The following is a 26,208-nucleotide window of genomic DNA, read 5'->3' as shown; positions in this document are numbered from 1 at the left end:
GAGAGACCGATCAATGGAAGAAAAAGCACTCAGCGATTATCTCGCCACCTTTCGCCGCCATCGCGCCGCCTTCGGCGCGATTCTGGGCGGACTGTTCACGCTCGGCGTCCTGACCGCGCTGCTGTTGCCGCCGACCTACCGCTCGACCGCGACGATTCTGATCGAGGAGCAGGAGATCCCGTCCGACCTGGTCCGCTCCACCATCACGAGTTATGCCGCCGAGCGGCTGCAGATGATCAGCCAGCGGGTGATGACCCGCGCGCATCTCCTGACGATCGTCGAGAAGTTCGATCTCTATGCGAAAGAGCGCCAGAAGAAGACCACCGACGAGATCGTCGAGATGATGCGCGAGGATATCGCCTTCCAGCCGATCAGCGCGGAGGTCATCGATCCCAAATCCGGCCATCCGACCAAGGCGACGATCGCCTTCAGCCTGTCCTACGACGGCCGCCATCCCGATACCGTGCAGCGGGTGGCCAACGAGATCACGTCGCTCTATCTCGAGGAGAATCTGAAGACGCGCACTCAGAAGACCCAGGAAGCCTCCGATTTCCTCACCGAGGAGGTCGAGCAGATCGGGGCCTACGTCACCGAGCTGGAACAGACGCTGGCGCAGTTCAAGGAAGCCCATCTGTACGCCCTGCCGGAGCAGAAGGCGCTGAATTTGCAGTTCCTGCAGCAGACCGAGCAGGAGCTTCAGTCGCTCGATCTGCAGCTTAGGACGCTCCAGGAGCGCGCCCTCTATCTGGACGCGGAGCTCTCGCAAATCGCCCCGGAGACGCCGATCGTATCGGGCACCGGGGAGCGCATTCTGAGCAAGCAGGACCGGTTGAAGCACCTTCAGACCGAGCTGGTCGCCCTGACCAGCCGGTATGCCGATAAGCACCCGGATGTCGTGAAGGCGCGGCGCGAGATCGAGGCCCTGGAGCGCGAACTCGGGCCGGTCGATCACGCGCTCGACACGGTCAAGACCCTCGCGCATCTGAAGGGGGAGTTGGCGGTGCTCGAGGACACCCATGCGCCCGATCACCCCGATGTCGTCGCCGTCACGGCCAAGATCGCCGCCTACGAAAAGGCCCTGGCCGAGCCTTCGGCCGAGACGACGGCGCGGGCGATCGCCGCCCGCCAGCCGGACAATCCGGCCTATGTGAATCTGTCCGCCCAGAAAGCCAGCACCCGCCAGGAGATCGAGGCGCTCAAACAGCGCCGGCTCGAACTCGAGGCGAAGCTGGCCGATTACCAGGACCGGCTGCAGCGCACGCCGGACACCGAGCGCCAGTATCTGGCCCTGATGCGGGATTACGAGAACGCCGCCAACCGCTATCGGGAATTGAGGGCGAAGCAGATGGAGGCCCAGATCGGGGAGCAGCTGGAGCGCAAAAGCAAGGGCGAGCGCTTTTCCATCATCGAGCCGCCCCTGTTGCCGGAAAAGCCGATCAAGCCGAACCGCCCGGCGATCGTCATCCTCGGTCTGCTGTTGGGCCTCGCCGCCGCGGTCGGCACGATCGCGCTGCGCACCACCTTCGATCAGACCGTCCGCACCGCCCGGGCCGTCGCCGCCCTGGTCGGCACCGCCCCGCTCGCGGTGGTCCCGTATCTCACGACCGATGAGCTCGCGATCGATCAGAGCCGCCAGCGCCTGATCCTGGCCGGCCTCGGGTTCGGCGCCCTGCTCCTGACCGTGTGCCTGATCCATTGGTTCTGGACCCCGCTGGATGTGCTCTGGTTCCGGGGTCTTCGGAAGCTCGACACCGCCCTCGGCTAACCCTGTCTCTCTTTTTACCCGGAGTGCCCGTGATGGAATCGATTGCCCCTTCGTTCGCAACCCCCACCCCCGGTCCGCGCGGCGGATCGCCCGCGGTCCCGGCGCCCGCCGAGCGGATCGAGTACACGACCACCCGCTCGATCGAGGTCCGCCGCGAGGTGCTGCGCCGCCAGCGTCTCATCGCCGGCTACCCGCCCGGCCCCTATGTGGACGCCTATAAGGTGCTCCGCACCAAGGTCTTGCAGATCCTCCGCGAGCGCGGCTGGAACGCGCTCGCCGTCACCAGCCCCAACCCCCAGGCGGGCAAGACCGTCGCCGCGATCAACCTGGCCCTGAGCCTCGCCCTCGACGTCAGCCAGACCGTCCTCCTGGTCGATGCCAATCTCCGCCATCCGAGCGTCCACACCGCGTTCGGCTTCACCCCCCAGTACGGGCTCAGCGATTATCTCCTCGACGATGTGCCGATCGAGCGCCTGCTGATCAACCCCAAGGGCATCGGCCGCTTCGTCGTCCTGCCGGGCCACCGGCCCTTGCCCGATGCCTCGGAACTCCTCGCCTCGCCGAAGATGGCGCGCCTGGTGGACGAATTGAAGCACCGCTATCCGAGCCGCATCGTGGTGTTCGACCTGCCCCACTTGACCACCGCCGACGCCCTCGCCTTCGCCCCCCATGTCGACGCCGCCCTGCTGGTGCTCGAGGCCGGCCGCACCACCCACGCCGAACTCGAAGAGGCCCTCGCCCACCTCAACACCACCCCCCTCCTCGGCACCCTCCTCAACAAGGCCGAACCCGGACCGGGCAGCTGACGGCCCCACCGGCGGGAAAAGATGCCCGGCCTCAGCGATGTCCGGTCATCCGGCCGGGTTTCCACCGCGAGGAAAAAGGTGGCCACGCCATATTCCAGGCGTCGAGAAGAGACACGATTCAAGTGCTGTGCGCTGGTTCCTAAACGACCGTTGGAGAACCCATGTTGACAAGCCCGTGCGTCTCGATTAGCAGCGGCTACGGGAAAAAGCTAGAGCTTCTCGGATAAGGCGATAAGGCACCAAGCAGGAGCTTGGGCGCCAGCAGAAAGGCTCGTTTGCGATTGAAAGAGCGGCGCCGGCGCTCTCCGAGACACGGTTTCCGATTTGAAGGATCGCAGTAGCGCCGCGCGCCCTCCGCTAATGCCCTATTCGCGCGGAACAGCCCTCGATCGTCGCCTCCTGCGTCTTCAAGAGATTGTCGCAATCCCCCGGCCCCTTGAGCGGGGCCGGTGCAGGATAATTTCTACGCGAACTATCGCTAGCGGTTACGGCCACCCCCGGGGCCCATTCCTCCTCCGCCCGGCCCCATACCGCCACCTCTTCCGGTCGGAGGCTCGTCGGGAATGGTCACTCCGCGCTCCTTGGCGCGCTCCTTCATACGCTCATGGTGCTCCTTGCGAATTTGCTCGCGCTCTTCAGCCGTCTTAGCGCCGCGCATTCTATCGCGATATTCGGCACGCTCTTGCTCTGTCATCAATTGCTTGCCATAGATTTGTTCCTGTGTTTGCGAACGTTGCTGGCTCCGCTCCTGAGCCTCCGTGACTGCAACGCTCGCGGAAAGCGTTACAACACTCGCGAGAACTACCAGTGTTCGATACGCCATTATTGCCTCCTTTCGCTTGGATTGAGAGAGACGTCCGTCGGGCGTAGGAAATATCCCGGCGGCACCGAGCGCAAACGATGTGTCTCGACTAGACAATCGCTCTTTGATTTTGAACTGAGAGCATCCATCCTCTTTTATGAGCAGAATGCGCGGATCGAAAAAAGCCAATAAGCTCAATCTTCGGCCTCGTGACCCGGCTTACAGAGCACAAAAAACGACGCCGCTCGAACCGAGTTCCAATAGGCATGAGAGACTTTCGACTTTCAGGGTATTTGCACGGCTTGCGTAAAATTCCTCTTATGCGCTACCCTGCTATTGCCGCTCTAACTGTGCCTCCAACATCAGTGCATGCGGCAAGAGACCCGGCAGAAATGTCGGGTCTCTTTTTGCCGGAACAGTTCCATAAAACCCGCGCGGCTTCACGTAGAAAGTCTCTCTTGCCTATATAGACAGAATTCCCGCCTCGATTCCGTCAAGTTTCGCAAAAATCCTTTGAAACTTATTTTTTCGCACCCCGGCCGGTAGCTCGTGCGAGTCGCAAAGGATAAGGACGGGTCGACTGCAGCTCTTTCCACCGCATCGAGATCTTCTGCTTGGACAAGCTGGATCGCTGCCTGTTTCGACCTGTCACACGAGGTAACCGCTTTCGGTATAATGCGCGGCAAACTAAACAATCATCGTCTACCAGCTCCCTGGTAAATATTCGAGCCGAGTTGTCCTTTCCAGCATTTGCTGCTCTTTTCGATGGATGGGTGCCCGGCGCTTTTCCGACGAGATCCGCTCTTGGGGAACACGGCGTTTTGGAGAAAATGAATGAATTGGTTGATTCTTGTCGGGATCGCCGCTCTTGCTGCCTTGCTGCTGTTCGTCCGAAGCTCGTCGAGATCGTCCGAAAAGGCACGAAAATCCGCATATCGCAGAGAGGATTTTCTGTTTTCGTCCGAAGAACGGGTTTTCTTTTTCGCCCTAAAACAGGCCGTCGGCGACGACTATGAAATTTTTGGCAAAATTCCCGTAATCGAGCTCATTTCCCAACGCGACGAAGGTGCAAGCGATGGCGCAAGAAAAGCCTTCGAGCAAGTTGGCGACCGATGTTTCGATTTTGTCCTGTGCGGTAAAACCGATCTATCCGTCGCTTGCGCTTTGGAACTTTACGAACATTCCGTATCCGGAAAGCGAACCGCCGCAACACCGGCTGATCCCTTAAGAGCGGTCTGCGACGCCGCTGGTCTGCCTTTGGTGCGAATCGAAGCCGGACCGTTTTACGACGCAATGGAAATCAAACAAAGCATTGCTTCGGCTGTCCGCAAGGAGCCCTTGTATCTGGTCGAATCGGACGGCCGTAAGGAGCCTCGAATTTCCAGTATCGAAGATATCGAGTTCGACCCATGATTGTTCTCTACGGCATTCGAAACTGCGATACATGCAAGAAGGCGCGCGCCTGGCTAGATGCGCGCGGCCTAATCTACCGTTTCCACGATTTCCGGGAGGACGGATTGGAGTTATCCGTCCTCGAAGACATCGAACGCGCTCTCGGGTGGGAATTGCTCCTTAACCGACGGAGCACAACTTGGCGCCAACTCTCCGATGCCGACCGGCTGGATCTAAACCGCGAAAAAGCGCTGCAATTGATGGTTCGGCTCCCGACACTGATCAAGCGGCCGGTATTGAAAGCAAACAATAAAATTTTGAGCGGATTTTCGCCGGAGCAGTACGAAAAGACACTATGAGCGATACCTTGGATTTGACCGTCGAGCTGATTCGGCGCCCTTCGGTTACGCCCGACGATGCAGGCTGCATGGATTTGATCGCTGCCAAGCTGGAGCCCTATGGTTTCAAAACCGAGTGGCTCAATTTCGCCGATACAAGAAACATCTGGCTGAGGCGAGGCGAATCGGCACCCTTGCTCTGTTTTCTGGGCCATACCGATGTAGTGCCCGCGGGTCCTTCGGAGGACTGGAACTCGCCGCCCTTCGAACCCACTATTCGCGACGGTCAGCTCTACGGAAGAGGCGCGGCGGATATGAAAAGCGGCATCGCCGCCATGACCACGGCGCTGACGCGATTCGTCAGCAGGTACCCCAATCATAAAGGCTCGATTGCCCTGCTTCTCACCAGTGACGAGGAAGGCGCGGCGACGAACGGTGTGGTCAAAGTCATCGAAACGTTGAAGAATCGGGATGAAAAAATCGACTGGTGTCTCATCGGCGAGCCCTCCAGTTTCGTTTCGCTAGGGGACGTGATCCGTATCGGTCGCCGCGGATCGCTATGCGGCGTCCTGCGCATATTCGGCGTGCAAGGCCACGTGGCTTACCCGGACAAAGCGGAAAATCCGATTCATCGATTCGCGCCCGCCTTGTCGGAGTTGACCAGCGAGGTCTGGGACCAAGGCAACGAGTATTTTCCGCCCACCAGTTTCCAGATATCTAATATTCAGGCCGGAACCGGCGCCGAAAACGTGATTCCGGGACGGCTCGAGGTCCTGTTCAACTTCCGTTTTTCGACGGCATTGACGGAGGATCAGATAAAACAGCGCGTTCACGCCATCTTGGACAAACACGGTTTGCGGTACGAGCTGAACTGGCGGCTATCCGGCGCGCCCTTCCTGACGACCCAACCGGAACTGATCGAGGCCACGCAAAAGGCGCTTGAAACAGTTCTTATGCGACGCGCAAGTCCGGACACCGGCGGCGGCACCTCCGACGGGCGTTTCGTCGCGCCGACGGGAGCACAGGTCGTCGAACTGGGACCGATCAACGGCAGCATTCACAAAGTCAACGAACACGTACGTATCGAGGATATCGACAAGCTTTCAAAGGTTTACGAGCAGGTGCTCGTTAACCTGCTTGCTTCTTAGAGGATAGAGACCCAATCATGGAAAAAGACCTGCAATCTCCCCTGGTCAGTGCGGAATGGCTCGCTAAGCACCTTCATACCTCCGACATCGTCATACTCGATGCCACATTTTTCCTTCCCAACCAAGGGCGCGATGCAGAGCAGGAATATTTCGCTGCGCATATTCCGGGAGCCCGATTCTTCGATATCGACGCCGTTGCCGACCAAGGCAATTCGCTGCCGCACATGCTGCCCTCCCCCGAGTTCTTTGCCGCATCGGTCGGTCAACTGGGCATCGCTAATCAGACCCATGTCGTCGTTTACGACAACAACAGCTTCATGGCTTCGGCCCGAGTCTGGTGGACCTTCCGCGTGTTCGGCCATGATCGAGTGTCGGTTCTGGATGGCGGACTGGAAAACTGGAAAGCGAAGGGATTCCCCGTCGATACAAGCCGCGTCACCGCCGAAACCCGACCGTTCAAGACCACGTTCGACCCTAGCTTGGTCCGGAATCTCGACGAAATGAAAGCACTGATCGGCAGCACCGCGACGCAAATAATCGATGCCCGCTCGCCTGGGCGATTCGCCGGTAGGGAACCCGAACCTCGTCCCGGCATTCGGTCGGGCCATATTCCCGGAAGCAAGAACCTTTTCTTCAAGAGGCTGGTCGACGAGTCGACGCAGTGTTTGAAGCCCGCTGCCGAGATCCGAAAAGAGTTCGAGGATGCCGGCACCGATTTCGAGAAGCCGATCGTCACCACATGCGGAACAGGCGTAACCGCATCGGTACTCGCTCTCGGCTTGTATTGTCTCGGTCGTGAATCCGTCGCCGTCTACGATGGTTCATGGACCGAATGGGGCGGTCTAAGCGACACCCCTGTAAGCGTCGGCTAGTAGTCTCGAAAGCGGCCAATTCGGATCGATAGGACGTTTTTTGACCTCCCTTTCGTCACTCTATGCGAATCAGTCGAGCGATAGAACGAAAATCCGACTATTTTTATCAAGTTCCAACATCTGAGATAATGGCCGTTCGCTCTCAATCGAAGCGTTGGAATCGTCCGTCGGATACGCCGATATGGCCAAAAAGAACCTGAATTTCGAAGAGGCCCTGGCCGAACTGGAGCAATTGATCGAGCGTATGGAACAAGGCAGCCTTCCCTTGGAGGAATCGCTAAAGCTGTTCGAGCGCGGGGTTCAATTGACCCGTTTCTGCCAAAAAGCTTTGAAAGAAGCTGAACAAAAGGTCCAGATTTTGCTGGAAGAAAACGGAGAACCTACCTTAAAGCCCTTTGCCGATGAATCTTGAAACCGATTTGAATCACTTCATGCAGATCTGCCAGGCACGGGCAGAATCGGCCTTGGATCTCAGGCTGCCGGCGGCAAGCCGAATGCCCGAGCGTTTGCATCAAGCGATGCGCTATTCCGTCTTGGGAGGCGGAAAAAGACTGCGTCCTTTGTTGACGTATGCGACCGGGCAAGCCGTCGGCGTTCCCTGGGAATGCCTCGATGGCCCCGCCTGCGCCGTGGAATTCATCCACGTCTATTCGCTGATCCACGACGATTTGCCCGCCATGGACGATGACGATCTGAGGCGCGGCAAACCGACCTGCCACATCGCATTCGATGAAGCAACGGCGATCCTGGCAGGAGATGCCCTGCAAGCGCTGGCTTTTCACGTTCTGTCCCACGATCCGTCCATTGCGGTGCCTGCCGGTAGCCGGCTTGCGATGATCGAGACCTTAGCAACGGCGAGCGGATCGTTCGGCATGGTCGGCGGTCAAGCCATAGACCTCGATTCGGTTGGAAAAACTCTGGATCTGCCGAGCTTGGAGAATATGCACATTCGAAAGACGGGAGCCCTGATTCGCGCCAGCGTCAAACTGGCGACTCTGGCGAATCCGTCGCTCGATGGTGACATCGCCGAAAAACTGGACCATTACGCCAAGTGCATCGGCCTGGCATTCCAAATTCAGGACGACGTCTTGGATGAAGAAAGCGATACCCAGACTTTGGGCAAGACCCAAGGCAAAGACCGGGACAATAACAAGCCCAATTACCCCGCACTTTTGGGATTGGCGGGCGCGAAGCAAAAGGCGCGCGAGCTGCATGAAGAGGCTTTGGACACGTTATCCGGTCTTGGTGCCGAGGGCGAAATCCTGCGTGCGCTGTCGCTTTTCATTATCGAACGGCGCGCCTAAGCCCTTACGGCGAAAGCTATATCGCTTCCTTGAAACGGCATCCGCAGAACAAACTATCCTTGAAAGCTAAAACTTCGAGTTTCATAATTGGTCGGCTCATGCCTGATTCAGGATCATCTTTTACCCGCGAATAAGCCTGGTTTGAAGCCTCACAACATCAATGAATAAAGCCAACGAATACCCTCTCCTACAAACCGTCGGCAGTCCCGCGGACTTACGCGCCCTACCCGAAGATCAATTACCTCAACTCGCTGAGGAACTGCGCGCTTTTTTGCTGGATAGCGTAAGTCAGTCGGGCGGTCATTTGGCAGCCGGATTGGGTGCTGTCGAACTCACCATCGCGTTGCACTATGTCTTCGACACTCCTGAAGACAAGCTGGTTTGGGATGTGGGCCACCAGGCTTATCCCCACAAGATCTTGACCGGCCGCCGCGAAAGGTTGCTTTCCATTCGCAAGAAGAACGGACTCTCCGCATTTCCGAATCGGGATGAAAGCCCTTACGACTGTTTCGGCGTCGGTCACTCGAGCACATCGATCAGCGCGGCGCTCGGAATGGCGATTGCCGCGTCGCTTCGTAAGCGCGACACTCATGCCGTTGCTATCATCGGCGATGGCGGCTTGACGGGCGGCATGGCGTTCGAAGCGCTTAACCATGCCGGCGTGCTAGACGCCAATCTACTCGTCGTCCTCAACGACAACGAGATGTCCATATCGCCCAATGTTGGAGCGCTCAATAATTATCTGGCAAGACTTCTCTCCAGCAAGTTCTATTCGACGGTGCGGCAGGGCAGCAAGCAGATTCTGATGCGAAGCATGCCCAGCGTATGGGAGCTCGCGCGCCGCGCCGAAGAGCACGTCAAAGGCATGGTCGCCCCTGGGACCTTGTTCGAAGAATTGGGTTTCAACTATATCGGACCGGTCGATGGCCATAATCTCGATACGTTGATTCCGACCTTGCGTAATTTGCGGGATTTGCCCGGTCCCCGGTTTTTACACGTCGTCACCAAGAAGGGCAAAGGGTATTTACCGGCCGAGAAAGACCCGGTCGCTTACCACGGTGTTTCCTCCTTCGATCTCAGCAAAGATCATCTGCCGAAGTCCAAACCGGGAAGCCCGAGCTTCACCGAAGTATTCGGACAATGGCTGTGCGACATAGCTGCAAGGGATAATCGCCTGCTCGGTATCACGCCTGCCATGCGGGAGGGCTCCGGGCTCGTGGAATTCTCGACTCGGTTTCCGGACCGTTATTTCGATGTCGGAATCGCCGAGCAACACGCAGTAACCTTGGCAGCCGGCCAGGCCTGCGAAGGTTACAAGCCCGTGGTCGCGATTTATTCGACCTTCTTGCAGCGTGCCTATGATCAACTCATACACGACGTAGCGCTTCAGAATTTGCCTGTCCTGTTCGCCATCGATCGCGCCGGGCTGGTTGGCCCCGATGGACCGACTCACGCCGGAAGTTTCGACATAAGCTTCATGCGCTGCATTCCGAATATGGTGATCATGGCGCCGGCCGACGAAAACGAGTGCCGGCAGATGCTTTTCACCGGATTCCAGCATAATGGTCCCGCTGCTGTCCGTTATCCCCGAGGCAAAGGTCCCGGCGTTTCGGTTGTCGCTGAGATGACCGCTCTTCCGATAGGTAAAGGTGAAATCCGGCGTCGCGGCAAAAGGATCGCGATACTCGCGTTCGGGACTTTGCTCGCCCCCTCGATCGAAGCCGGAGAAAGGATTGACGCTACCGTGGTTAACATGCGTTTCGTGAAACCGCTGGACGAAGCGCTGATTCTGGAATTGGCGAAGACTCATGAAATATTCGTGACGGTCGAAGACAACGCCATCGCCGGAGGGGCCGGCAGCGGCGTCAATGAACTACTGCAATCTCGCCAATGTTATGTTCCCGTACTCAATGTCGGTCTGCCGGACCAATTTCTCGATCAGGGCAGTCGCGAAGAATTACTGACGCTTTGCGGCCTGGATTCCGATGGCATCACGGAAACCATCGAGCAGTACGTGGGAAACCTCGATGCCCTGAAGCCGGCTTCGCCCCGTGTTACGGTGGCCACGCGAGGCCTATGATATGGAAAAGCTCAAAGCGGCCATCCGGGATATTCCGGATTTTCCAAAGCCGGGCATTCTCTTCAAGGACATCACGCCTCTAGTCAAGGATCCGGTCACATTGAGGTTGGCGGTGCACCATTTGTTGCACCCATACCTCGGCCGGGAAATCACTGCGGTCGCCGGCATGGAAGCGCGCGGCTTTATTTTTGGCTCGTTGGTCGCCTGGGAGTTGGGCGTAGGGTTCATCCCTCTTCGAAAACCCGGAAAACTCCCTTATGACGTGCAAACCATTAGTTACGACCTCGAATATGGATCCGCTGCGCTCGAGGTGCATATCGATGCGTTGGGTCCCGAAGACAAGGTTCTCTTGGTAGACGATCTGTTGGCTACCGGTGGCACGGCTAAAGCCAGCTGCGAGCTGGTCGAGTCTTTGGGCGCGGAAATCGTCGGTTGCGCGTTTGTCGTGGAGCTCGATGAGCTGAAAGGACGGGATAAATTGGAACGATACTCCGTCCATTCACTCTTACACTATTAATTGCGCAACAACGCTGTCATTAACCGGTGAGCATACTTCGTACGGCGCATTTCTTCTGTCCGACAATGCCGTGGCTTCATTCTTATCAGTGAAAATAGTGCCTGCGTCCGTACCCAACGGCGTGCCCAAGCGGCCGAGATTCAGATGAGCAGCGCCGGGCACATCGGGAGCACGGATGCGCCGTCAAGCCGAAAAACGGTGGTCGCGCGTATCCTCCACATCACCGACTTTCACTTTCTTGCCGAACAAGGCCAAACATTGCTTGGGGTGGAAACCGAGCTGAGTTTTGCGGCTGTTGTCGAACGCGCCAACCAGACCCCTTGGCGACCGGATCTGGCTCTCCTGACGGGCGACCTGGTTCAGGACCCGTGTGTTTCAAGTTATCAACGGCTTAAACAACGGCTTACCGCCTTGGATGTCCACTGCTACTGCCTTCCGGGTAATCATGACGATCCTCGGCTCATGTCAGAACTTTTGCCGTCCGAGAATGTTCATGTCAGCCCGCAGATACTCCTGGACAAATGGCAGATCATTTGTCTGGACAGCACCATCAGCGGCAAACCTAACGGGCGCTTGTCAGATGAACAGCTTCGCTTACTCGAAATTTCGCTGACCGAACACTCCGACCGTTATGCCCTTATCGCGCTTCACCATCACCCTATCCCCAGCGGCAGCCTGTGGATGGATACCATGGTGCTGGAAAATGCGGACGAGTTTTTGACGATAACTCAGAAATACCCTCACGCTCGAGTCGTCGTATTCGGCCACGTACATCAAGCGATGGACGAGGTATACGGACGGCTGCGTCTACTCGCCTCCCCTTCAACGTGCTTTCAGTTCAAACCCCTAAGTCCGGATTTTGCCGTCGACCGGGCTCCTCCAGGCTACCGATGGATTGAGCTTTACGCCGACGGAACGATAGATACCGGCGTGGAGCGGCTCGCTGAGATGCCGGCAGGTCTGGAGTTCACGTCAAAAGGATATTGACGGCATTACTGGTTTGCATTGAACTGCTAAAAGCGAAAGGAAAGTTCCAGCGCGAATAAATCCCAGTCCGGGTCGAGTTTTTGTGGATCCGGATTCTCCGTGTCCGCAAGCCAGCCGGTGCCGTGTACACGATGATACTCCGCCCGCGCCATCCAGTTTGGGGTAATGTCCCAACGCAGACCGACCGTCCAATCCTTAGCGAAGCGACTGGAGCCTGGCCTACCGGTTCGCTGTTCGTACTTTTCGCCGTAACGATCGTTGATATCTTGATAAAGTACATCATAACGAACCATCATCTCGATTTCGTCGGTGAGGCGATATGTGCCTTGAACATAGTAACTTTCTCCCGTCGCAGCCGTGTTCGGAAGCAATGGGCCAAAATGTTTCAGGCGGGTATTGCGTAATGCATATTCACCAGTTAACGATAGACGCTCGCCATTGTACTGTGCCGAAAAGACATACGGCTGAAACCGAACATCCCCATTGGAAAAAAAATCGTTTTGGCCCGAGTCGTAGCCCGCACGTGCCGAGGCAGCGGTAAATGCGAGACGAATGAGACCGCTCTGGTATTCGTAGAGAAGCTGACCGAGATAAGATAGATTTCCGTTGAATTCACCTGGCCTATTCCTGCCAAGCATCGATGCCTCCAGAGACTTGTCGACCGTCGGCACTCCGACATTCATCCGTAATGAAAATGCGCCGATAGGACTTTCATACTCACCGTATGCTTGGCCTCCGTCCGACGAAAGTGCAAAGTTGCGAGTACGGTCGAAATAAATACTCTGCGGCAAAAAGATGGAAGGACGAGTAAAAGCTACGTCACGAGTCTCGTTATATAATCCAAGCGGGTTTTTTACCCGCCCCAAACGCAGTCCAGCGCGGATCTCTGCAGTTTCGAAAGCCGTAAAATCAAGTACGCCGTAATCCAACCGCACCTCTTCATCTTCCAACTCTCCGGCGCGGCGGTATAACACTTGGGCCGCCAAACCCAAGCGGCTCAATGGACGCAATGAGACGTTAAACCCAGCCTCGGTAAAGTCCAAACTTCCGTCTTTACTGTCTCCGTAAAAATTATTTTCGGAGGTCAAAACAAAGTTTTGGCTAATAAAGCCGTGGTATTGGAAAGTATCTTTCCAATCGGCAAACGCGTTATGGCAGCTACAAAAAATTAGCGAAACGACCGTAAACCGGACCTTCTTGGGACGGAATAAACTTGTCATTGGGTGACTTCACGAATGGTAATCGAGCGTACACTGCGGTCGATTTCCGCATCGGGTAGGTAGCCAATTGCTCCGGGTGTCTTCGAAATCAACGTGCGCATTTCCTCGACAGTTGATACAGTTTCGGGGGCTTGTCCGGTACCGGAAAACACTTTGCGATCCCAGGTTTGTCTGAGCTGGTGTGCAAACATTCCTAGATGTTTCTTGCAAAACTCTTTGTGGATTGGGCTGCTGTCCGGCAGTACGAACACGACTACAGGAGTTCCGTCCCGCCATGAACGCTGTGACATTGTGAATAATGCCCTAGCCTCCTGTTGGCTGATTTCGGAAACGGGAGCATTCGGGTGTACAACTACGGCTTGTGAAGCCGCCGTTTTGGAAGTGAATAGAAAAATGGCTAGCGTAATGAAACGCGCGACAAACGGAAAATAGCGCGTAGACTCCAAAAGCGGGAAGTTCAAAATCGGTTTTCGCGGCGCTAGGTTTTTCGGCCAGCGGCCAACGAATCAGCAGGACTGGTTGAAACTGTTCCAGGCGTCAGATAATTTCCCAGTTCCGTTAATGCTTGACGATAGACTTGTCGTTTGAAATACACTACATCACTCACCGGGTACCAATAATCAACCCAACACCACGCGTCAAATTCCGGTCTTTCGCTACAATCCAAGCGAATCTTGGACTCCTCGCTGGACAACCGCAGGATATACCAGAGCTGCTTCTGCCCTATGCAAAGCGGAAATGAATGTTTTCGGATATAACGTTCAGGAAGATCGTAACGCAACCAATCTCCGGTTCGTCCGATGAGTTGCACATCGTGCTTCTTCAGCCCGACTTCCTCATACAATTCTCTGTACATTGCAGCTTCCGGCGCTTCATTTAATTTTATACCGCCTTGGGGAAACTGCCAGGAACGCATGCCGACCCGCCTTGCCCAGAACACACGGCCATCGTTATTACACAAAACGATACCCACGTTTAGGCGATAACCATCCGCGTCGATCATGGTTAGAGTTAAATCCTACTACTGTCCTCGGTGATATAATCCCAGCCTGCTGGATCTGACCGATATCCGAGCGTCGCCGTTGAGACTTGCTTACGGCTTTGCAGCACTCAGTTGATCCTTTTTAGCTTTTTACTTTCTGCGCAAGCATTCGAATCGAATTTAAAGGAAACGCGTGAGTCTGGCAATATTTGACCTTGATAACACCCTTTTAGGTGGCGATAGCGACTATCTGTGGGGGCAATTTCTGGTCGAGAAGGGAATCGTGGACCGAAAGCATTACGAAGAGGCCAATGCCCGGTTTTACGAGGATTACAAGAACGGTACGCTCGATATCGTCGAGTTTCTGGAGTTCGCCTTAAGCCCTTTGGCCGACAATCAGCTTGATGCTCTGCACGGATGGCGTGCCGCCTTTATTGAAGAGAAAATCAGACCGATATTATTGCCGGCTGCCACGGCACTCATTGAAAAACACCGCCGCGCGGGCGATGTCCCGATCATTATCACCGCTACCAATCGCTTCGTGACCGAGCCGATTGCCCGGCTTTACGGCGTCGAACATCTCATCGCTACGACACCGGAACTCGAGAACGGCCATTACACCGGCCGATTCGTGGGCACTCCGTGTTTTCGTGAAGGCAAGGTGCAACGTTTGAAAGAATGGTTAGGGGAGAACGATCACGACCTGGCGAATAGCTGGTTTTACAGCGACTCACACAACGATCTGCCGCTGCTTTCGCTCGTAGGCTTCCCCGTTGCCGTGGATCCTGATGAGAAGCTTGAGACATTTGCCGCCCGGAACAGCTGGCCGGTTATAAGTCTCCGCAACGGTTCCTGTCCGGAAGACCATGCCAGGCGACTGAAAAGAACGCATCAAGCCTTGCGGATCAAGTAAAAGAAAACGCCGGTTTCCTCCCTCTGGTCCAACATTTGATGTCCAGCCTGCTCCAGAAAAACTCCAAAGTCCAGAACAGAGGCCGGATCGGTGGCCAGGACTCGGATTACCTGACCGGTTTCCATCGACTGCAAAGCTTTTTTTAATCGTAAGAGCGGCAGAGGACACATCAATCCTGAGGTGTCTATTTCAAAATCGACTTGCACCATTCACCGATACCCGTTCGAAAGCCCGTGAGAACCGGGCCATTTTAGCAAAACCACACGACATGGATTATTTGCCCATATTTCTCAACCTTAAGAATGAACCTTGTCTGATTGTGGGAGGCGGGCCGGTCGCCGCCCGCAAGGCCGAAACTCTGCTTCAAGCCGGCGGGCAAGTCAGCGTGTTGGCTCCAACATTTCACGATTTGGTGCTAAAACTGCGGGACTCCGAATGCGTAACTCTAATTCAGAAAGTATTCCAATCTCAGGACGTACGCGGCTTTAAGCTAATCGTGGCGGCGACCGACGATGCCATTCTCAACGCACAGGTCGCCGAGGCGGCTAGCGCACACAATATCCTCGTAAACGTCGTCGACCAACCTTCTCTCTGCACGTTTATCTTCCCGGCTATTATCGACCGCTCCCCGATCATTGCCGCGGTGTCCTCGGGTGGCACCTCGCCCGTCCTGGCTCGGATTCTCCGAATGCGAATCGAATCGCTGATACCGCCGGCCTACGGCCGCTTGGCCAGGATCGCAGCTGATTTCCGGACCCGTGTCAAGCAAGCGATCAAGGATCCGCAAATACGCCGCAGGTTTTGGGAGAACGTTCTCTCCGGCCCGATCGCCGAACTGGTTTTCGCCGGAAGGGACGAACAAGCGACCGAACACCTGGAACAAGCCATTACAGCCGAGACTTCAGGCAACGAAAGCGCGCATTCCGGTATGGTCTACTTGGTCGGTGCCGGACCGGGCGACCCGGATTTATTAACCATCCGGGCGCTGCGCCTGATGCAGGAAGCCGACGTAGTGGTTTACGATCGCCTCGTTTCCCCCGAAATTCTTCAGCTTGTCCGGCGCGACGCCGAAAAGATTTACGCGGGCAAACAGCGCAACCGGCACACGCTCCCTCAGGCCGAAATCAATAGGCTTCTAACCGATCTCGCAAAAGCGGGCAAACGGGTCGTCCGTCTCAAAGGCGGAGATCCGTTCATTTTCGGACGCGGTGGAGAGGAAATCGAAACCCTGATGAACGAAGGGGTACCATTCCAAGTAACCCCGGGAATTACGGCCGCTTCCGGCTGCGCCGCCTATGCGGGTATACCGCTGACCCATCGCGATCACGCCCAATCCTGTACTTTCCTGACCGGCCATATGAAAGACGGCCGACTCATCGACATCGAGTGGAACCAGTTGTCCCGACCAGGACAGACGCTGGTCTTTTACATGGGTCTTCAAGGATTGCCGGAGATTTGCTCGCGTTTGATTCAACATGGGTGTCCGGCCGATCTTCCTGCCGCTCTCATCCAACAAGGGACCACTCAGCATCAGTCGGTTTTTACCGGAACCTTGAAAACCTTGCCGGAAATCGTGAGTCGCTCCGGCGTCAAGGCCCCGACGCTGCTCATCATCGGAAGCGTCGTCAGGTTACGGGAGAAACTCGCCTGGTTCCGACCGTAATGTTTAGCCCAAAAATGATTAGCCGTCCTGCCTTTCGCGCGTGACGAGCCAATCGGCCCAGTTCAAAATCGGCCTGAGACGTGGCCCGAGCAGCTTATCCGCTTCTTCGAATGTCACCCATCGAAATTCGTCGTGCTCCGGCTTGCCCAGCAGCGGATTGACGGGTAAATGCACCTCTCCGCCGGGAGATTCGGCCAGATAGTATCGAGCGATCTTGCCGGCACCGTAAGGCGGTGTTTCCAGATAACCCTTGCCCCAGCGGAAGTTCAGTTCTGTCAAGGCCGTTTCCTCGAATACTTCGCGCTGCGCCGCGGCCAAAGGGTCTTCGCCCTCTTCCACCACGCCTTTCGGGAAATCCCAATATTGGAACGCGCGGAGCAACAGATAACGCGGCTCTGCGGGATAGATGCGCACGATTACGACACCCGCCGACAAAATATAGGTTTTCATCATGAGCAAGCTACTCCGACAAGGAAACGAAAACGGTAGTTGGACTCACGCCCGGCCTGCGCCGACGGCGGATTCAACCTGCTCGCCGCAACACCCAGTCGAGCGATCGATCCGGCAAAATTCTTTTCAGAAATCCGAACAAATAAGTGGGAAACGTGACGTAATAACGGGCTTTCGGTCTTTTTGCTTCAAGCGCGTGGATGACGGCTTTGAGTACGGCTTCGGGTCCGAGGGTAAACGGCACGGCAGGCCCTTCCTTGACCAACCGCGACTCCATGGCCAAGTATTTCTCACGATGAACGCTCCTCGTGCTGTCGATGTTTTTCTTGTACATGGCCAGAGCGTTGTCCCGAAATCGGCTCACAATCGGTCCGGGTTCGACCAGGGAAACGAAAATCCCGGTGCCTGCCAGCTCCAAGCGCAGCGTATCCGATAGTCCCTCCAAAGCATACTTGCTCGAGTTGTAGGCGCCCCGGTACGCCATGGCGGCGAAACCGAGCACGGAGCTGTTCTGGATGATGCGCCCGTATCCCTGCTTCCGCATCACCGGCAACACCAGCGCGGTCAGTTCGTGCGTCCCGAACAGATTGGTTTCGAATTGCTCTCGCAGCGCCTCGCGGCTCAAGTCCTCAACCGCACCCGGCTGGCCGTAGGCGCCGTTGTTGAACAACGCATACAGATAGCCGCCCGTACTCCGTAGCACCTGCTCCAAGGCTAACCCGATGGAACGGGAATCCGCAAGATCGAGCCGGAACGCTTCGAAGCCTTCGGCGCACAATTGTTTCACGTCGCTTTCCTTCCGGGCGGTGGCAAACACTCGGTAACCGCGTTGCCGCAGTCCTCGGGCGGCGCACAGCCCAATACCGGAGGAACAGCCAGTAATCAAAATCGTTTTGTTATTGTGCATCGTGACAAAAACGGTTATGGAAAACCGAAGCTTTTTTCAGATCTGATTGCTTAGCAGCGATTCGGCGCTCAGTAAAATAATTTCGATTTCCTCGACGATCTCTTCCTGGCGCAGCGCGTTGCTCTTGCGGCGAAGATCCTGGATTTTGGTGTCCATCCGGCGCAAGGCGTTTTCCATATGCTCCAAGCGCTGACGGTTCTCCGCCATCAGCGAGGCGTAGAACAAGCCCGGGAGCTTGGCGAACAGGTAATGCTCGGTCAATTCGGCAAAAAACAGGGCCGGATCGAGATTTAGCCGTGGCGGATAAGCGAATACCGGTTCTTCGGCCGGCATTATCGGCAAAAGAACATGGGAAGCGACGCCGCCTTCGGAGTCGTGGGAAAGAACGCTCAATCGCTTCCACTGCGCCGACTCCGCCCACAGCCGATGTAACGTCGTCATCAACTCGTTCAGGACCGCGCGCACTTCCTCGGCAACATTGGGTCCATCCAGCCACGCTTCAAGGTCGCGGTGAGCTTGCAGCTTGCTCGCAAGCCGCCGCCCAACCACCACCAACCTCGGCCGAATCGGCGGCAATGCGGCCAAGGCAGCCATAATCGCCTCATTGAAATCGCCACAAAACCCGCGTTCCGATCCGATCAGAATAAGCACATGCGACTCGCCTTCCCTTTGCCTGACGCCGCTCCGAAAGGCCGGATGAAAAGCCAGGAAATCCGAGCTAGCGGCCTCGATACTCTGGATCAAACGCCGCTGATGCCCCATGAACCGATTGAACTTGCGAGTCTCGATCAACGCCAGCGTTTTCATGGCGGTCATAATGTCCGAGATCTCGTCCAGCCGCCGTAAACGGTGTTCGATTTCCGCTCGCCGACTCATCCGTTCAATTACCCGATCCGCTCAGGCGACGATCCAGCCATTGATGCCACTCTTCCCGGCTGGCCGACAAATCGATGGGAAAGCGCTGCAACCCATTTGCCAAGTCCTCCAGTTTTTGTCGAACCGAAACTGAATCCGGATTGTCGAGTCGCCCCGTGTTATACGCCATCATCCAAGCCAGCTGGAACTCCGGCGATAACGGTACCAACCGCTCTTGCTTCAAAACCTCGCGCAGCACCTGCCCGCGCCGAATTTTCTCTTCCATGGATGCCTCGAGCTTGGACCCGAACCGCGTGAACGTCTCGAGTTCCAGAAACTGTAGATAGTCGAGTTTCATGCGCGCAGCCTCTTCCTTGATGCGCGGATGCTGCGCACGTCCTCCGATGCGGGAAACCGACCGGGTGATATCGATGGCCGGAAGAAATCCGCTGCCGAATAAGCGACGATCCAGATAAATCTGGCCATCCGTGATCGAGATCAGATTGGTCGGGATGTAAGCGGCAATTTCCCCCTGCTCGGTTTCGACGATAGGCAAGGCGGTCATGCTGCCCCCGCCATGGGTCGGTGCAAGACAGGTCGAGCGCTCCAACAAGCGCGAGTGCAGAAAGAAAATATCGCCCGGATACGCTTCCCGGCCGGGCGGTCGGCGCAGCAGCAAGGACAGCTCGCGGTAGGCACGCGCATGGGTGGAAAGATCGTCATAAACAACCAAAGTGTCCCGGCCGTGCCACATCCAATGTTCGGCCACGGCACAGCCGGCAAACGGTGCCAGGTATTTCAACCCCGGGGAATCGCTGGCCTCCGCCACAACCACCGTGGTGTAGGCCAGCGCACCGTAGCGCCGCAACAAATCGATGGCGCTGATGGCATCGGACCGCTTCTGGCCAATAAGCACGTAAACGCACAATACGTCCTGATCGCGCTGGTTGAGCACGACGTCCAGCGCGAGTGACGTTTTTCCGACTCCGTTATCGCCGATGATCAATTGCCGCTGTCCGCGTCCCAGGGGAATCATGGCATCGATAATCTTGGTGCCCGTATAAAGCGGCCGATCGACGAAATCTCTCGCGATGATCGGCGGTGAAGAAACATCGAGCTCCCGGCATAGATTAAGCTCCGGGGCCGGCTGACCATCCAGAGGTTTCCCCAAAGGATCGATTACCCTGCCGACCAGGCCGTCGCCGACTCTCAGAGATAGGCGCTGCCCCGTGAGATAGACCGGCGACCCTGAGGCCAGGCGGACCGTTTGTTCCAGCAGAATCGCGCCCAGCCGCTGATTGCCGAGATGAAAAACCAAACCGCGGCTGCCGTCCTCGAACAACAAAAGCTCATCCATCGCAGCGGACGGCAAACCGCTGATCCAGGCGATGCCGTCGCCGACCGAGAGCACCCGCCCGTATTCTTCGAGGCGCAGACCGAATCGGTAGCGGTCGACTTCCTCGGTCAAACGTGCGAGTAACAAGCCGTTACGCAGCGTGGCGGGTAGAGACATCTTGGAAGAATTTCAGCTCGTCACGGAGATTGGCGGATAAGATCCAGGAACCGGCATGTATACGAACCCCCGCCAACAATGAGGGATCCTCTTTGAAGATCGGTTTGACCCCGGTTCCGGCGGTTTGTCCGATCGCTTCCGCTAAAGCCATTTGTCGATCCGGGTCCAGCGGATATGCGCTCGATACCTCGAGAGCATCGTTCGCCATCGCCGCCCTTAATTTTTCGAGCTCCGCTTTCGGCAGTTTCCTAAGATCGCTCAAAGCCATGGATATGAGCCTTGTTTCCAATTCCGCCGAAGCCAAGCGTTCCAGAAGCTTCACTGCAAATCGACTACCCAACTCGAGCGCCTGCTGCTCCGTCGTCCGCATCCACTCTTGTCGCTCCCGTTCTTCTTGAGCTTGCTCTTTCGCGCGCCGATCCGATTGCTCCTCTGCGAGCTTCTCCAAAAGACGCTGGCGTTCCGCAGCGATCTCTTTCTCCAATTCGCTTCTCGCCAAGTCCTTTTCCTTTTCCCAATTCGCGATGTTCCGCTCGCAGGCCTCCTTGGCCGCCAGCGCCTCCAGACGCGCCTGATCCGCAAGTCTCAGCTGCTCCTCTATCTTCCGTTGACGGGCTTGGATGACATCTCTGACGGGGCGATAGAGAAAACGTCGAAGTATCCATACCAGAACGATGAAATTGACGAATTCCAGTACGAAGGTCGTCCAATCGAAGCTCATTAGACGGCCTTATCTCAGTAAATATTCCAGCAGCGGGTTGCGGAACAAAATGATCAATACCACGACCAGCACGTAGATAGCCAAAGATTCGATCATGGCAAGCCCGATAAATAGCGTGCGGGTAATCGCTTTCTCCGCCTCCGGCTGTCGTGCCAGTGCCTCGAGCGCTTGGGAAATCGCCTTGCCCATCGCGATACCCGGAGCCACTACGCCCAAACCGATGGCCAGCGCCGCGCCGACTGTGGACAAGACGACAAACCAAGTCATATCGCTCATGCATTACTCCTTCTCTTGTAGCTGCTGTGTTTGAAGCGCGCCGGCAATGTAAATCAGTGCCAGCATTCCGAAAATATACGCCTGCACGAGTGCTTCCACGATGTGCAACAAGAGCAAGGGTACGGGCGCCAAGAAACCGGCCACCAACAGTACCAAAAGCACCGCAAGTTCAATACTCATGATATTGCCGAATAAACGCACGGCCAGCGCGATTGTTCGGGAAATCTCGCTCAAAAGGTGAAACGGCAACATTAGCGGCGTGGGCGCGAGATAATGACGCAAATATCTCCAGCCGCTGGTTTTCACCCCGTACCAATGCACGGAAAAAAACACCAAAAACGCCAGAGCTGCCGTCTGGGACAAGTTGGCCGTGGGAGAACCGAGCCCCGGAATTAAACCGGCAAGGTTGGCTACTACAAGATAGATCCAGAGCGTGCCGATGAACGGCAGCAGTTCCACTCCGTGGGCGGGCGTCACCGCCTGAATAGCCTGCTCCATCAAGCCGATCACGCCTTCCAGCATCGCTTGCAGCCCGGACGGCTTATCGACGCTCAGTCTGCGGGTGGCAAGCCAGGAAAAAACGCCCAAAAAAAGCATCAACAACCATGTGGTGATTACAGTCGGGCCGATATGGACTGGACCGACATCGAACGACAATAATGCAATGAGCTCAGCTTGCTCCACAGTCAATGCTCGCGTACGAACAGATACACGTTAAAAATGCCGACAATCACCCCGATAATGATGAGACTGACCGTCCAATGAATGGAATAACCCTTGGATAGGCTATCCAGCCACCGCCCCAGATAAGCGCCCAAAATTACGGGTATGACCAGCAGCAGTGCCAACACGCCGAGAAAGGCCGTCTGGGATAATAGCGTCGAACGGTCCCGCTCGGCCTGCTCCATACGCTTCGCCTGCCGTTCGATCGAACGGCGCAATTTTTCCTGCTCATCCATATCATCGCCCCCGCTCGATTTCCAGCAAACGCTTCAGCATTTCCTCTTCCAACCGGCGCAGGCTTTGTTTAAGGCCCGCAAGTGTTTCTTCTTCTTTCAACAGTTGTTCCGTTAGCGCTTCGGTGATGCGATTGTAATCGGAATCGCGGATGTAGCGCCTGGTATTGATGAAAAGCTGATTATCGACGAAGTAGGCCAAGGCGCCCGGCAGCGCCAAATACTGCCAGGGCCCGCCCTCGCACCGGTAGCGGGCGAGACCGAACACAAGGGCGGTCATGAAGCGCTCGTGATGCGCACGCAACCCGAAGCTGCCGGTAGCGTCCTCTGCGACGAAGCTTTCCACGTCTTCGATACGCTCGAACTGATCGGAACTCTGTAAGTTCAGAATAAAGGTGCTCATGTTACCGGGGTATCTTCGATATTCCCGAAAACTTTGTAAACACGCGCTCCTGAACAATGGTCGAAATATGCGAAAAGCGCGGAGCGCGATTGTTTCATAGCTTTCTTAAAGCTCATCTTCTGTAAAATCCTTAGACTATGACCCTTTGATAAGGCGGCCTAGCAGCGAATCGGGGGGAAATAACAGCTATTTTCAAGGATGGAGCGCAACCAAAACGAGAAAGCCGCCGCCGAAACGCTAATTCATTGAGAAGACATGATGGATAACCTTCAGTTTCCCGCCGATTTTATCTGGGGTGCAGCCACCTCCGCCTATCAGATCGAAGGCTCGCCTTTGGCTGACGGCGCAGGCCCCAGCAACTGGCATCGTTTTTGCCGTGTACCGGGGGCAATTCTCAACGGGGACACCGGCGACCTCGCTTGCGACCACTATCGGCGCTGGGCGGACGACGTGAAGCTCATGAAGGAACTGGGCCTCAAGGCTTACCGCTTCAGTATCGCCTGGAGCCGCGTACTGCCGAACGGACGCGGAAAACCGAATGAGAAAGGTTTGGACTTCTACCGTAATCTCGCGGAAGCGCTGATCGCAAACGGCATCGAGCCGTTCGTGACGCTGCATCACTGGGACCTCCCGACGGCGCTGGATGATCTCGGCGGATGGGCCAACCGGGACGCGGCCCATTGGTTCGCCGACTACGCTCATCTGATGTTCCAAGCCTTGGAAGACAGGGTTCGGCATTGGACCACGCTCAACGAACCCTGGGTGATCGTAGATGCCGGCTACATGCACGGCGTCCATCCGCCGGGTCTCAAGTCGCTCGAAAAAACGCCGCTGGCGGCTCACAATCTGCTGCGCGGTCATGCTCAAGCCGTACAAGCCTTTCGCGCAGACGGTAAAGGCCAGATCGGTTTGGTGGTAAACCTGGAACCCAAGTATGCCGCCTCGAACGATCCCGAGGATGCGGCCGCCATGGCGAGAACCCATGCCTATATGAACCGGCAATTTCTCGACCCCGTTTTCCTCGGCGCGTATCCCGACGAACTTTCCGATATATTCGGACGCGATTGGCCCCGTTTTCCTGAAAGCGATCTAAAGCTGATACGGGAACCCATCGATTTTCTCGGCATCAATTACTACACCCGGTCGGTAGTCCGCAGCGACCCGTCCTCGCCGCCTTTCTATGCCGCGCCAGTACCGCAAACGAACGCCGAACATACGGAAATGAATTGGGAGGTATTTCCGGCCGGGTTGAAATCCTGCCTGCTCTGGGTAACAAGGCGCTACGGCGATATCCCGCTGTATATCACCGAAAACGGGGCCGCTTTCGCCGATCCGGCACCGGCGAAAGGATATCTAGAAGACCTGCGCCGAATCGACTATTTTCGGACCCATCTCCGCGCGGCGCATGAAGCCATTCGGGAGGGCGCTAATTTGAAAGGCTATTTCGCCTGGTCTCTGCTCGACAATTTCGAATGGGCCTGCGGTTTTTCCAAGCGGTTCGGCTTAGTACATGTCGATTACCGCACTCAGAAGAGGACTCCCAAAGCCAGCGCATCGTTTTTCCGGCAGGTTATAGAGAGCAACGGGGCAGCGATCTGGGATTGAGCGCGACCGCTTGAAGACATGTCCACCATGAGTCCGGTTCAGTCGTGGCCGCCGACGCGAAGGTTGAACGCGCTCTACGACGCGAATAGGCATCGAAACGGCTCACCAACACTTTCGCATCGTAATTCGATCTAAAAACAACGTTGTTATCATTCGGTGCTTACAAGATAATCTTCAATTGCGCGCAACACACTATTCACCTGGTTGCTATAATGCGCGGCCATGCAAAACCCGAAGTACTACCCTCGGCTGAGGGTAACATTCAGTTTTGACACATAAGAAAAATTTCGAGGAGGAACTGCACATGCGAAAAATCAGCACCTTAGTTTTGAGTACGAGTCTACTCATAACCGTGGCGCCCTGCGCCCTCTCCGACGAGGACTCTCGTTATCCTGCGCACCACTTCAAACCCTCGGTGATTTATCAGGATCACCAATTGATCGCCCAAACAGACTCAAACTCTTCCGCCGATAGCCACTCCGATACCCACGCAGATCCCAAGTATCCGGGTTCCAGCTTCACTCCAACGGTCATTTATCAGAACCCTGAATTCGTCAAGAAGTAGGCTCGATAACATTCGAGTACTTTGGAATACACCGTTGGTCCCGATGCAAACCGTATTTGGATCGCTAATTTTCGGGAGAAACATATGTCCGATTTGTCGTCCCCTAGGTCGAAGTCAGGCGTCAGCCTGAAGACGATTTTCGAGCGTCTGAACGGAGAGGTTTTTTTGAATTATCCGCTGCTGACCAGCCTGTTCGTGACGGATTTTGCTTTGTTGAGCTTCGGACGAGAGCCCCTGCTGCTCCGATTCTTGCTGCTCGCAGGCTTGGTTTATCTGGCAATGTTCTTCAGCGCAAAATCGTTCGTATCCGGCTCCAGCGCTGAAAAACAGCCTTGACCGAAAGTTGGGGCTCCACCAGTTAGAGCAACAACCCTAACCTTACTTCAATAAGTTCTTCTTTCACTGAAGAGGAGAAGACGATGGGAAAAATCACCGATTGCTTGGTCGTCGCACTATCGTGCGGCGACAACAAGACCGCTTGTAACGGCTCGATGATGGAGCCGTACCACCGCTACGCCGAAATCATGTTCGCTGGTGCCAGTGCCGCTAACTCAGTCAACGGAGTGCGGACATGAATACCGTAAAGGAACCTGAGTCTGGAACCCGCATCATTGACTGGCAGAAATCGCTCGCCATCATATTGGATCATCCTATCCAAACCAGTCTCTTTATCGTTACGTTTGCCTTTCTTCTCCTAGTCGAGCCTCCCGTTCTGCTGTCGCTCTTGCTACTCTCGATACTGGTTTATTTTATTTTTGCACTTGGCGAACGCTTGTCTCGCGTCGCGGATCGGCCTGAGAGCAGTTTGGATTTAACCGAAAAGCACGTCCCAACTACCGGAGCGGCCGTTGCCGAAAACATTGCAGCAGCATCGGCAACCACAAAAGAAAAACCGAGAAGTCCGGCAAGACGGACTACACAAAGAGGGAGCGATTCGCAGAAGGCACAAGCGAAACCGCAGAGGAGCCGGCAAAGAGCCTCGAAAAATCCCCAATAGGATCGGGAGTCATTTGATGATTAGCGACACAGGCTGCGTGACGCTCGACGAAGGACTCGGGAACACCTGACGGGAACTCGTCCCCGTCAGGTTCATCATTTCGAGAACCGAACGGATACGGTGAGGCTCGGCTCTCATCTCCAGCGCGAATTGCGGAAAGCGAGGATGGCT

At 56.0% G+C, this 26,208-nt stretch carries 32 protein-coding genes; 18 read left to right on the top strand and 14 right to left on the bottom strand.

Annotated features, from left to right (window positions below):
• Positions 1-13: 13 nt before the first annotated feature.
• Positions 14-1,765: a GNVR domain-containing protein gene (locus tag ACWJJK_RS09870; RefSeq protein WP_434130549.1), complete on the top strand. Its 1,752-nt coding sequence runs from the start codon at positions 14-16 to the stop codon at positions 1,763-1,765.
• 32 nt (positions 1,766-1,797) lie between these two features.
• Entirely contained in the window at positions 1,798-2,571 is a 774-nt protein-coding gene (locus ACWJJK_RS09865; RefSeq protein ID WP_454128387.1) for a CpsD/CapB family tyrosine-protein kinase, read from the top strand.
• Positions 2,572-3,049: 478 nt separating this feature from the next.
• Here the strand turns inward: ACWJJK_RS09865 and ACWJJK_RS09860 are convergent, their stop codons facing one another.
• Positions 3,050-3,394, bottom strand: coding sequence for a hypothetical protein (locus tag ACWJJK_RS09860; protein WP_077731409.1), 345 nt, complete (start codon positions 3,392-3,394; stop codon positions 3,050-3,052).
• 813 nt (positions 3,395-4,207) lie between these two features.
• Here ACWJJK_RS09860 and ACWJJK_RS09855 point away from each other — a divergent pair.
• From ACWJJK_RS09855 to cpdA, 9 genes are all read left to right on the top strand, one after another.
• Entirely contained in the window at positions 4,208-4,786 is a 579-nt protein-coding gene (locus ACWJJK_RS09855; RefSeq protein WP_077731321.1) for a DUF2726 domain-containing protein, read from the top strand.
• Positions 4,783-5,124: an ArsC family reductase gene (locus ACWJJK_RS09850; protein WP_077731322.1), complete on the top strand. Its 342-nt coding sequence runs from the start codon at positions 4,783-4,785 to the stop codon at positions 5,122-5,124. The genes ACWJJK_RS09855 and ACWJJK_RS09850 overlap by 4 nt, the downstream gene beginning before the upstream one ends.
• Complete coding sequence (gene dapE / locus ACWJJK_RS09845; RefSeq protein WP_077731323.1) at positions 5,121-6,251, top strand: succinyl-diaminopimelate desuccinylase; 1,131 nt, start codon at positions 5,121-5,123, stop codon at positions 6,249-6,251. The genes ACWJJK_RS09850 and dapE overlap by 4 nt, the downstream gene beginning before the upstream one ends.
• A 17-nt stretch (positions 6,252-6,268) precedes the next feature.
• Positions 6,269-7,123: a 3-mercaptopyruvate sulfurtransferase gene (gene sseA / locus ACWJJK_RS09840; RefSeq protein ID WP_077731324.1), complete on the top strand. Its 855-nt coding sequence runs from the start codon at positions 6,269-6,271 to the stop codon at positions 7,121-7,123.
• Positions 7,124-7,304: 181 nt separating this feature from the next.
• Entirely contained in the window at positions 7,305-7,535 is a 231-nt protein-coding gene (locus ACWJJK_RS09835; protein WP_077731325.1) for an exodeoxyribonuclease VII small subunit, read from the top strand.
• Positions 7,525-8,427, top strand: a complete 903-nt coding sequence (ispA, locus tag ACWJJK_RS09830) for a (2E,6E)-farnesyl diphosphate synthase (RefSeq protein WP_077731326.1) — start codon at positions 7,525-7,527, stop codon at positions 8,425-8,427. The genes ACWJJK_RS09835 and ispA overlap by 11 nt, the downstream gene beginning before the upstream one ends.
• Positions 8,428-8,587: 160 nt before the next feature.
• Positions 8,588-10,507 (top strand): 1-deoxy-D-xylulose-5-phosphate synthase, encoded by a 1,920-nt coding sequence (gene dxs / locus ACWJJK_RS09825; protein ID WP_156881760.1) that lies wholly within the window; start codon positions 8,588-8,590, stop codon positions 10,505-10,507.
• Position 10,508: 1 nt separating this feature from the next.
• Complete coding sequence (locus ACWJJK_RS09820) at positions 10,509-11,024, top strand: adenine phosphoribosyltransferase (protein ID WP_077731328.1); 516 nt, start codon at positions 10,509-10,511, stop codon at positions 11,022-11,024.
• Between the two features lie 144 nt (positions 11,025-11,168).
• Positions 11,169-12,011, top strand: coding sequence for a 3',5'-cyclic-AMP phosphodiesterase (cpdA, locus tag ACWJJK_RS09815; RefSeq protein WP_133718987.1), 843 nt, complete (start codon positions 11,169-11,171; stop codon positions 12,009-12,011).
• A 26-nt stretch (positions 12,012-12,037) separates the two neighbouring features.
• On the opposite strand, the gene ACWJJK_RS09810 is transcribed toward cpdA, so the two are convergent.
• Genes ACWJJK_RS09810 through ACWJJK_RS09800 form a run of 3 tightly spaced genes read right to left on the bottom strand, consistent with a single transcriptional unit; the run spans position 12,038 to position 14,234 of the window.
• Positions 12,038-13,231, bottom strand: coding sequence for a porin family protein (locus tag ACWJJK_RS09810; protein ID WP_205780818.1), 1,194 nt, complete (start codon positions 13,229-13,231; stop codon positions 12,038-12,040).
• A complete protein-coding gene (locus ACWJJK_RS09805; RefSeq protein ID WP_077731330.1) occupies positions 13,228-13,692 on the bottom strand; it encodes a type 2 periplasmic-binding domain-containing protein in 465 nt (154 codons plus the stop codon). The genes ACWJJK_RS09810 and ACWJJK_RS09805 overlap by 4 nt, the downstream gene beginning before the upstream one ends.
• A 17-nt stretch (positions 13,693-13,709) precedes the next feature.
• Positions 13,710-14,234, bottom strand: a complete 525-nt coding sequence (locus tag ACWJJK_RS09800) for an RNA pyrophosphohydrolase (RefSeq protein ID WP_156881761.1) — start codon at positions 14,232-14,234, stop codon at positions 13,710-13,712.
• A gap of 172 nt (positions 14,235-14,406) precedes the next feature.
• On the opposite strand from ACWJJK_RS09800, the gene ACWJJK_RS09795 reads away from it, so the two are divergent.
• Entirely contained in the window at positions 14,407-15,126 is a 720-nt protein-coding gene (locus tag ACWJJK_RS09795; RefSeq protein WP_077731332.1) for a histidinol-phosphatase, read from the top strand.
• On the opposite strand, the gene ACWJJK_RS09790 is transcribed toward ACWJJK_RS09795, so the two are convergent.
• Positions 15,105-15,335 carry a sulfurtransferase TusA family protein gene (locus ACWJJK_RS09790; RefSeq protein WP_077731333.1) on the bottom strand — a complete coding sequence of 77 codons (231 nt, stop codon included), beginning with the start codon at positions 15,333-15,335 and terminating at the stop codon, positions 15,105-15,107. The two genes, ACWJJK_RS09795 and ACWJJK_RS09790, sit on opposite strands and share 22 nt — an antisense overlap.
• Positions 15,336-15,394: 59 nt before the next feature.
• Here ACWJJK_RS09790 and cysG point away from each other — a divergent pair, with 59 nt between their 5' ends.
• Positions 15,395-16,789 (top strand): siroheme synthase CysG, encoded by a 1,395-nt coding sequence (gene cysG / locus ACWJJK_RS09785; protein ID WP_156881762.1) that lies wholly within the window; start codon positions 15,395-15,397, stop codon positions 16,787-16,789.
• Between the two features lie 18 nt (positions 16,790-16,807).
• Here cysG and ACWJJK_RS09780 read toward each other — a convergent pair whose 3' ends face one another.
• The 9 genes from ACWJJK_RS09780 to ACWJJK_RS09740 all read right to left on the bottom strand — a co-directional run bounded on the left by ACWJJK_RS09780 (position 16,808) and on the right by ACWJJK_RS09740 (position 22,870).
• Positions 16,808-17,242, bottom strand: coding sequence for a bis(5'-nucleosyl)-tetraphosphatase (locus ACWJJK_RS09780; protein ID WP_086134606.1), 435 nt, complete (start codon positions 17,240-17,242; stop codon positions 16,808-16,810).
• Between the two features lie 70 nt (positions 17,243-17,312).
• Positions 17,313-18,146: an SDR family oxidoreductase gene (locus ACWJJK_RS09775; protein WP_156881763.1), complete on the bottom strand. Its 834-nt coding sequence runs from the start codon at positions 18,144-18,146 to the stop codon at positions 17,313-17,315.
• A gap of 36 nt (positions 18,147-18,182) precedes the next feature.
• Positions 18,183-19,022: a F0F1 ATP synthase subunit gamma gene (locus ACWJJK_RS09770; protein WP_077731336.1), complete on the bottom strand. Its 840-nt coding sequence runs from the start codon at positions 19,020-19,022 to the stop codon at positions 18,183-18,185.
• 4 nt (positions 19,023-19,026) lie between these two features.
• Entirely contained in the window at positions 19,027-20,514 is a 1,488-nt protein-coding gene (locus ACWJJK_RS09765; protein ID WP_156881764.1) for a F0F1 ATP synthase subunit alpha, read from the bottom strand.
• The gene (locus tag ACWJJK_RS09760) at positions 20,489-21,235 is read right to left on the bottom strand and encodes a F0F1 ATP synthase subunit delta (protein WP_077731338.1); all 747 of its coding nucleotides are present in this window, start codon (positions 21,233-21,235) and stop codon (positions 20,489-20,491) included. Before ACWJJK_RS09760 ends, ACWJJK_RS09765 begins: the two co-directional genes overlap by 26 nt.
• Before the next feature lie 9 nt (positions 21,236-21,244).
• Positions 21,245-21,511: a F0F1 ATP synthase subunit C gene (locus tag ACWJJK_RS09755; RefSeq protein ID WP_077731339.1), complete on the bottom strand. Its 267-nt coding sequence runs from the start codon at positions 21,509-21,511 to the stop codon at positions 21,245-21,247.
• A gap of 3 nt (positions 21,512-21,514) precedes the next feature.
• Positions 21,515-22,195 carry a F0F1 ATP synthase subunit A gene (locus ACWJJK_RS09750; protein ID WP_077731340.1) on the bottom strand — a complete coding sequence of 227 codons (681 nt, stop codon included), beginning with the start codon at positions 22,193-22,195 and terminating at the stop codon, positions 21,515-21,517.
• 2 nt (positions 22,196-22,197) lie between these two features.
• Positions 22,198-22,470: an AtpZ/AtpI family protein gene (locus ACWJJK_RS09745; RefSeq protein WP_077731341.1), complete on the bottom strand. Its 273-nt coding sequence runs from the start codon at positions 22,468-22,470 to the stop codon at positions 22,198-22,200.
• Position 22,471: 1 nt separating this feature from the next.
• Positions 22,472-22,870: a F0F1 ATP synthase subunit epsilon gene (locus ACWJJK_RS09740; RefSeq protein ID WP_077731342.1), complete on the bottom strand. Its 399-nt coding sequence runs from the start codon at positions 22,868-22,870 to the stop codon at positions 22,472-22,474.
• A 255-nt stretch (positions 22,871-23,125) separates the two neighbouring features.
• Between ACWJJK_RS09740 and ACWJJK_RS09735 the strand changes: the two genes are divergently transcribed.
• The 5 genes from ACWJJK_RS09735 to ACWJJK_RS09715 all read left to right on the top strand — a co-directional run bounded on the left by ACWJJK_RS09735 (position 23,126) and on the right by ACWJJK_RS09715 (position 26,037).
• Positions 23,126-24,475 (top strand): GH1 family beta-glucosidase, encoded by a 1,350-nt coding sequence (locus ACWJJK_RS09735; protein WP_454128932.1) that lies wholly within the window; start codon positions 23,126-23,128, stop codon positions 24,473-24,475.
• Positions 24,476-24,779: 304 nt separating this feature from the next.
• Entirely contained in the window at positions 24,780-25,040 is a 261-nt protein-coding gene (locus ACWJJK_RS09730; protein WP_077731343.1) for a hypothetical protein, read from the top strand.
• 84 nt (positions 25,041-25,124) lie between these two features.
• Positions 25,125-25,376: a hypothetical protein gene (locus tag ACWJJK_RS09725; RefSeq protein WP_077731344.1), complete on the top strand. Its 252-nt coding sequence runs from the start codon at positions 25,125-25,127 to the stop codon at positions 25,374-25,376.
• Between the two features lie 83 nt (positions 25,377-25,459).
• Complete coding sequence (locus ACWJJK_RS09720) at positions 25,460-25,615, top strand: hypothetical protein (RefSeq protein WP_156881766.1); 156 nt, start codon at positions 25,460-25,462, stop codon at positions 25,613-25,615.
• The gene (locus tag ACWJJK_RS09715; protein ID WP_077731345.1) at positions 25,612-26,037 is read left to right on the top strand and encodes a hypothetical protein; all 426 of its coding nucleotides are present in this window, start codon (positions 25,612-25,614) and stop codon (positions 26,035-26,037) included. The genes ACWJJK_RS09720 and ACWJJK_RS09715 overlap by 4 nt, the downstream gene beginning before the upstream one ends.
• The last annotated feature ends 171 nt before the right edge of the window (positions 26,038-26,208 follow it).

Source organism: Methylocaldum gracile (assembly GCF_053646815.1).
The sequence above is the reverse complement of the archived record's forward strand: the minus strand, read 5'-3'. Positions and strand labels throughout refer to the sequence as shown.

Coding starts and splice junctions, on each gene's coding strand:
- ACWJJK_RS09770 (WP_077731336.1), bottom strand. CDS start 19,022: ATGAGTCGGCGAGCGGAAATCGAACACCGTTTACGGCGGCTGGACGAG.
- ACWJJK_RS09865 (WP_454128387.1), top strand. CDS start 1,798: ATGGAATCGATTGCCCCTTCGTTCGCAACCCCCACCCCCGGTCCGCGC.
- ACWJJK_RS09735 (WP_454128932.1), top strand. CDS start 23,126: ATGATGGATAACCTTCAGTTTCCCGCCGATTTTATCTGGGGTGCAGCC.
- ACWJJK_RS09870 (WP_434130549.1), top strand. CDS start 14: ATGGAAGAAAAAGCACTCAGCGATTATCTCGCCACCTTTCGCCGCCAT.
- ispA (WP_077731326.1), top strand. CDS start 7,525: ATGAATCTTGAAACCGATTTGAATCACTTCATGCAGATCTGCCAGGCA.
- ACWJJK_RS09730 (WP_077731343.1), top strand. CDS start 24,780: ATGCGAAAAATCAGCACCTTAGTTTTGAGTACGAGTCTACTCATAACC.
- ACWJJK_RS09720 (WP_156881766.1), top strand. CDS start 25,460: ATGGGAAAAATCACCGATTGCTTGGTCGTCGCACTATCGTGCGGCGAC.
- dxs (WP_156881760.1), top strand. CDS start 8,588: ATGAATAAAGCCAACGAATACCCTCTCCTACAAACCGTCGGCAGTCCC.
- sseA (WP_077731324.1), top strand. CDS start 6,269: ATGGAAAAAGACCTGCAATCTCCCCTGGTCAGTGCGGAATGGCTCGCT.
- ACWJJK_RS09765 (WP_156881764.1), bottom strand. CDS start 20,514: ATGTCTCTACCCGCCACGCTGCGTAACGGCTTGTTACTCGCACGTTTG.
- ACWJJK_RS09745 (WP_077731341.1), bottom strand. CDS start 22,470: ATGGATGAGCAGGAAAAATTGCGCCGTTCGATCGAACGGCAGGCGAAG.
- ACWJJK_RS09780 (WP_086134606.1), bottom strand. CDS start 17,242: ATGATGAAAACCTATATTTTGTCGGCGGGTGTCGTAATCGTGCGCATC.
- ACWJJK_RS09860 (WP_077731409.1), bottom strand. CDS start 3,394: ATGGCGTATCGAACACTGGTAGTTCTCGCGAGTGTTGTAACGCTTTCC.
- ACWJJK_RS09800 (WP_156881761.1), bottom strand. CDS start 14,234: ATGATCGACGCGGATGGTTATCGCCTAAACGTGGGTATCGTTTTGTGT.
- ACWJJK_RS09810 (WP_205780818.1), bottom strand. CDS start 13,231: ATGACAAGTTTATTCCGTCCCAAGAAGGTCCGGTTTACGGTCGTTTCG.
- ACWJJK_RS09725 (WP_077731344.1), top strand. CDS start 25,125: ATGTCCGATTTGTCGTCCCCTAGGTCGAAGTCAGGCGTCAGCCTGAAG.
- ACWJJK_RS09855 (WP_077731321.1), top strand. CDS start 4,208: ATGAATTGGTTGATTCTTGTCGGGATCGCCGCTCTTGCTGCCTTGCTG.
- ACWJJK_RS09850 (WP_077731322.1), top strand. CDS start 4,783: ATGATTGTTCTCTACGGCATTCGAAACTGCGATACATGCAAGAAGGCG.
- ACWJJK_RS09790 (WP_077731333.1), bottom strand. CDS start 15,335: ATGGTGCAAGTCGATTTTGAAATAGACACCTCAGGATTGATGTGTCCT.
- dapE (WP_077731323.1), top strand. CDS start 5,121: ATGAGCGATACCTTGGATTTGACCGTCGAGCTGATTCGGCGCCCTTCG.
- ACWJJK_RS09715 (WP_077731345.1), top strand. CDS start 25,612: ATGAATACCGTAAAGGAACCTGAGTCTGGAACCCGCATCATTGACTGG.
- ACWJJK_RS09775 (WP_156881763.1), bottom strand. CDS start 18,146: ATGCACAATAACAAAACGATTTTGATTACTGGCTGTTCCTCCGGTATT.
- cysG (WP_156881762.1), top strand. CDS start 15,395: ATGGATTATTTGCCCATATTTCTCAACCTTAAGAATGAACCTTGTCTG.
- cpdA (WP_133718987.1), top strand. CDS start 11,169: ATGAGCAGCGCCGGGCACATCGGGAGCACGGATGCGCCGTCAAGCCGA.
- ACWJJK_RS09740 (WP_077731342.1), bottom strand. CDS start 22,870: ATGAGCACCTTTATTCTGAACTTACAGAGTTCCGATCAGTTCGAGCGT.
- ACWJJK_RS09760 (WP_077731338.1), bottom strand. CDS start 21,235: ATGAGCTTCGATTGGACGACCTTCGTACTGGAATTCGTCAATTTCATC.
- ACWJJK_RS09835 (WP_077731325.1), top strand. CDS start 7,305: ATGGCCAAAAAGAACCTGAATTTCGAAGAGGCCCTGGCCGAACTGGAG.
- ACWJJK_RS09820 (WP_077731328.1), top strand. CDS start 10,509: ATGGAAAAGCTCAAAGCGGCCATCCGGGATATTCCGGATTTTCCAAAG.
- ACWJJK_RS09755 (WP_077731339.1), bottom strand. CDS start 21,511: ATGAGCGATATGACTTGGTTTGTCGTCTTGTCCACAGTCGGCGCGGCG.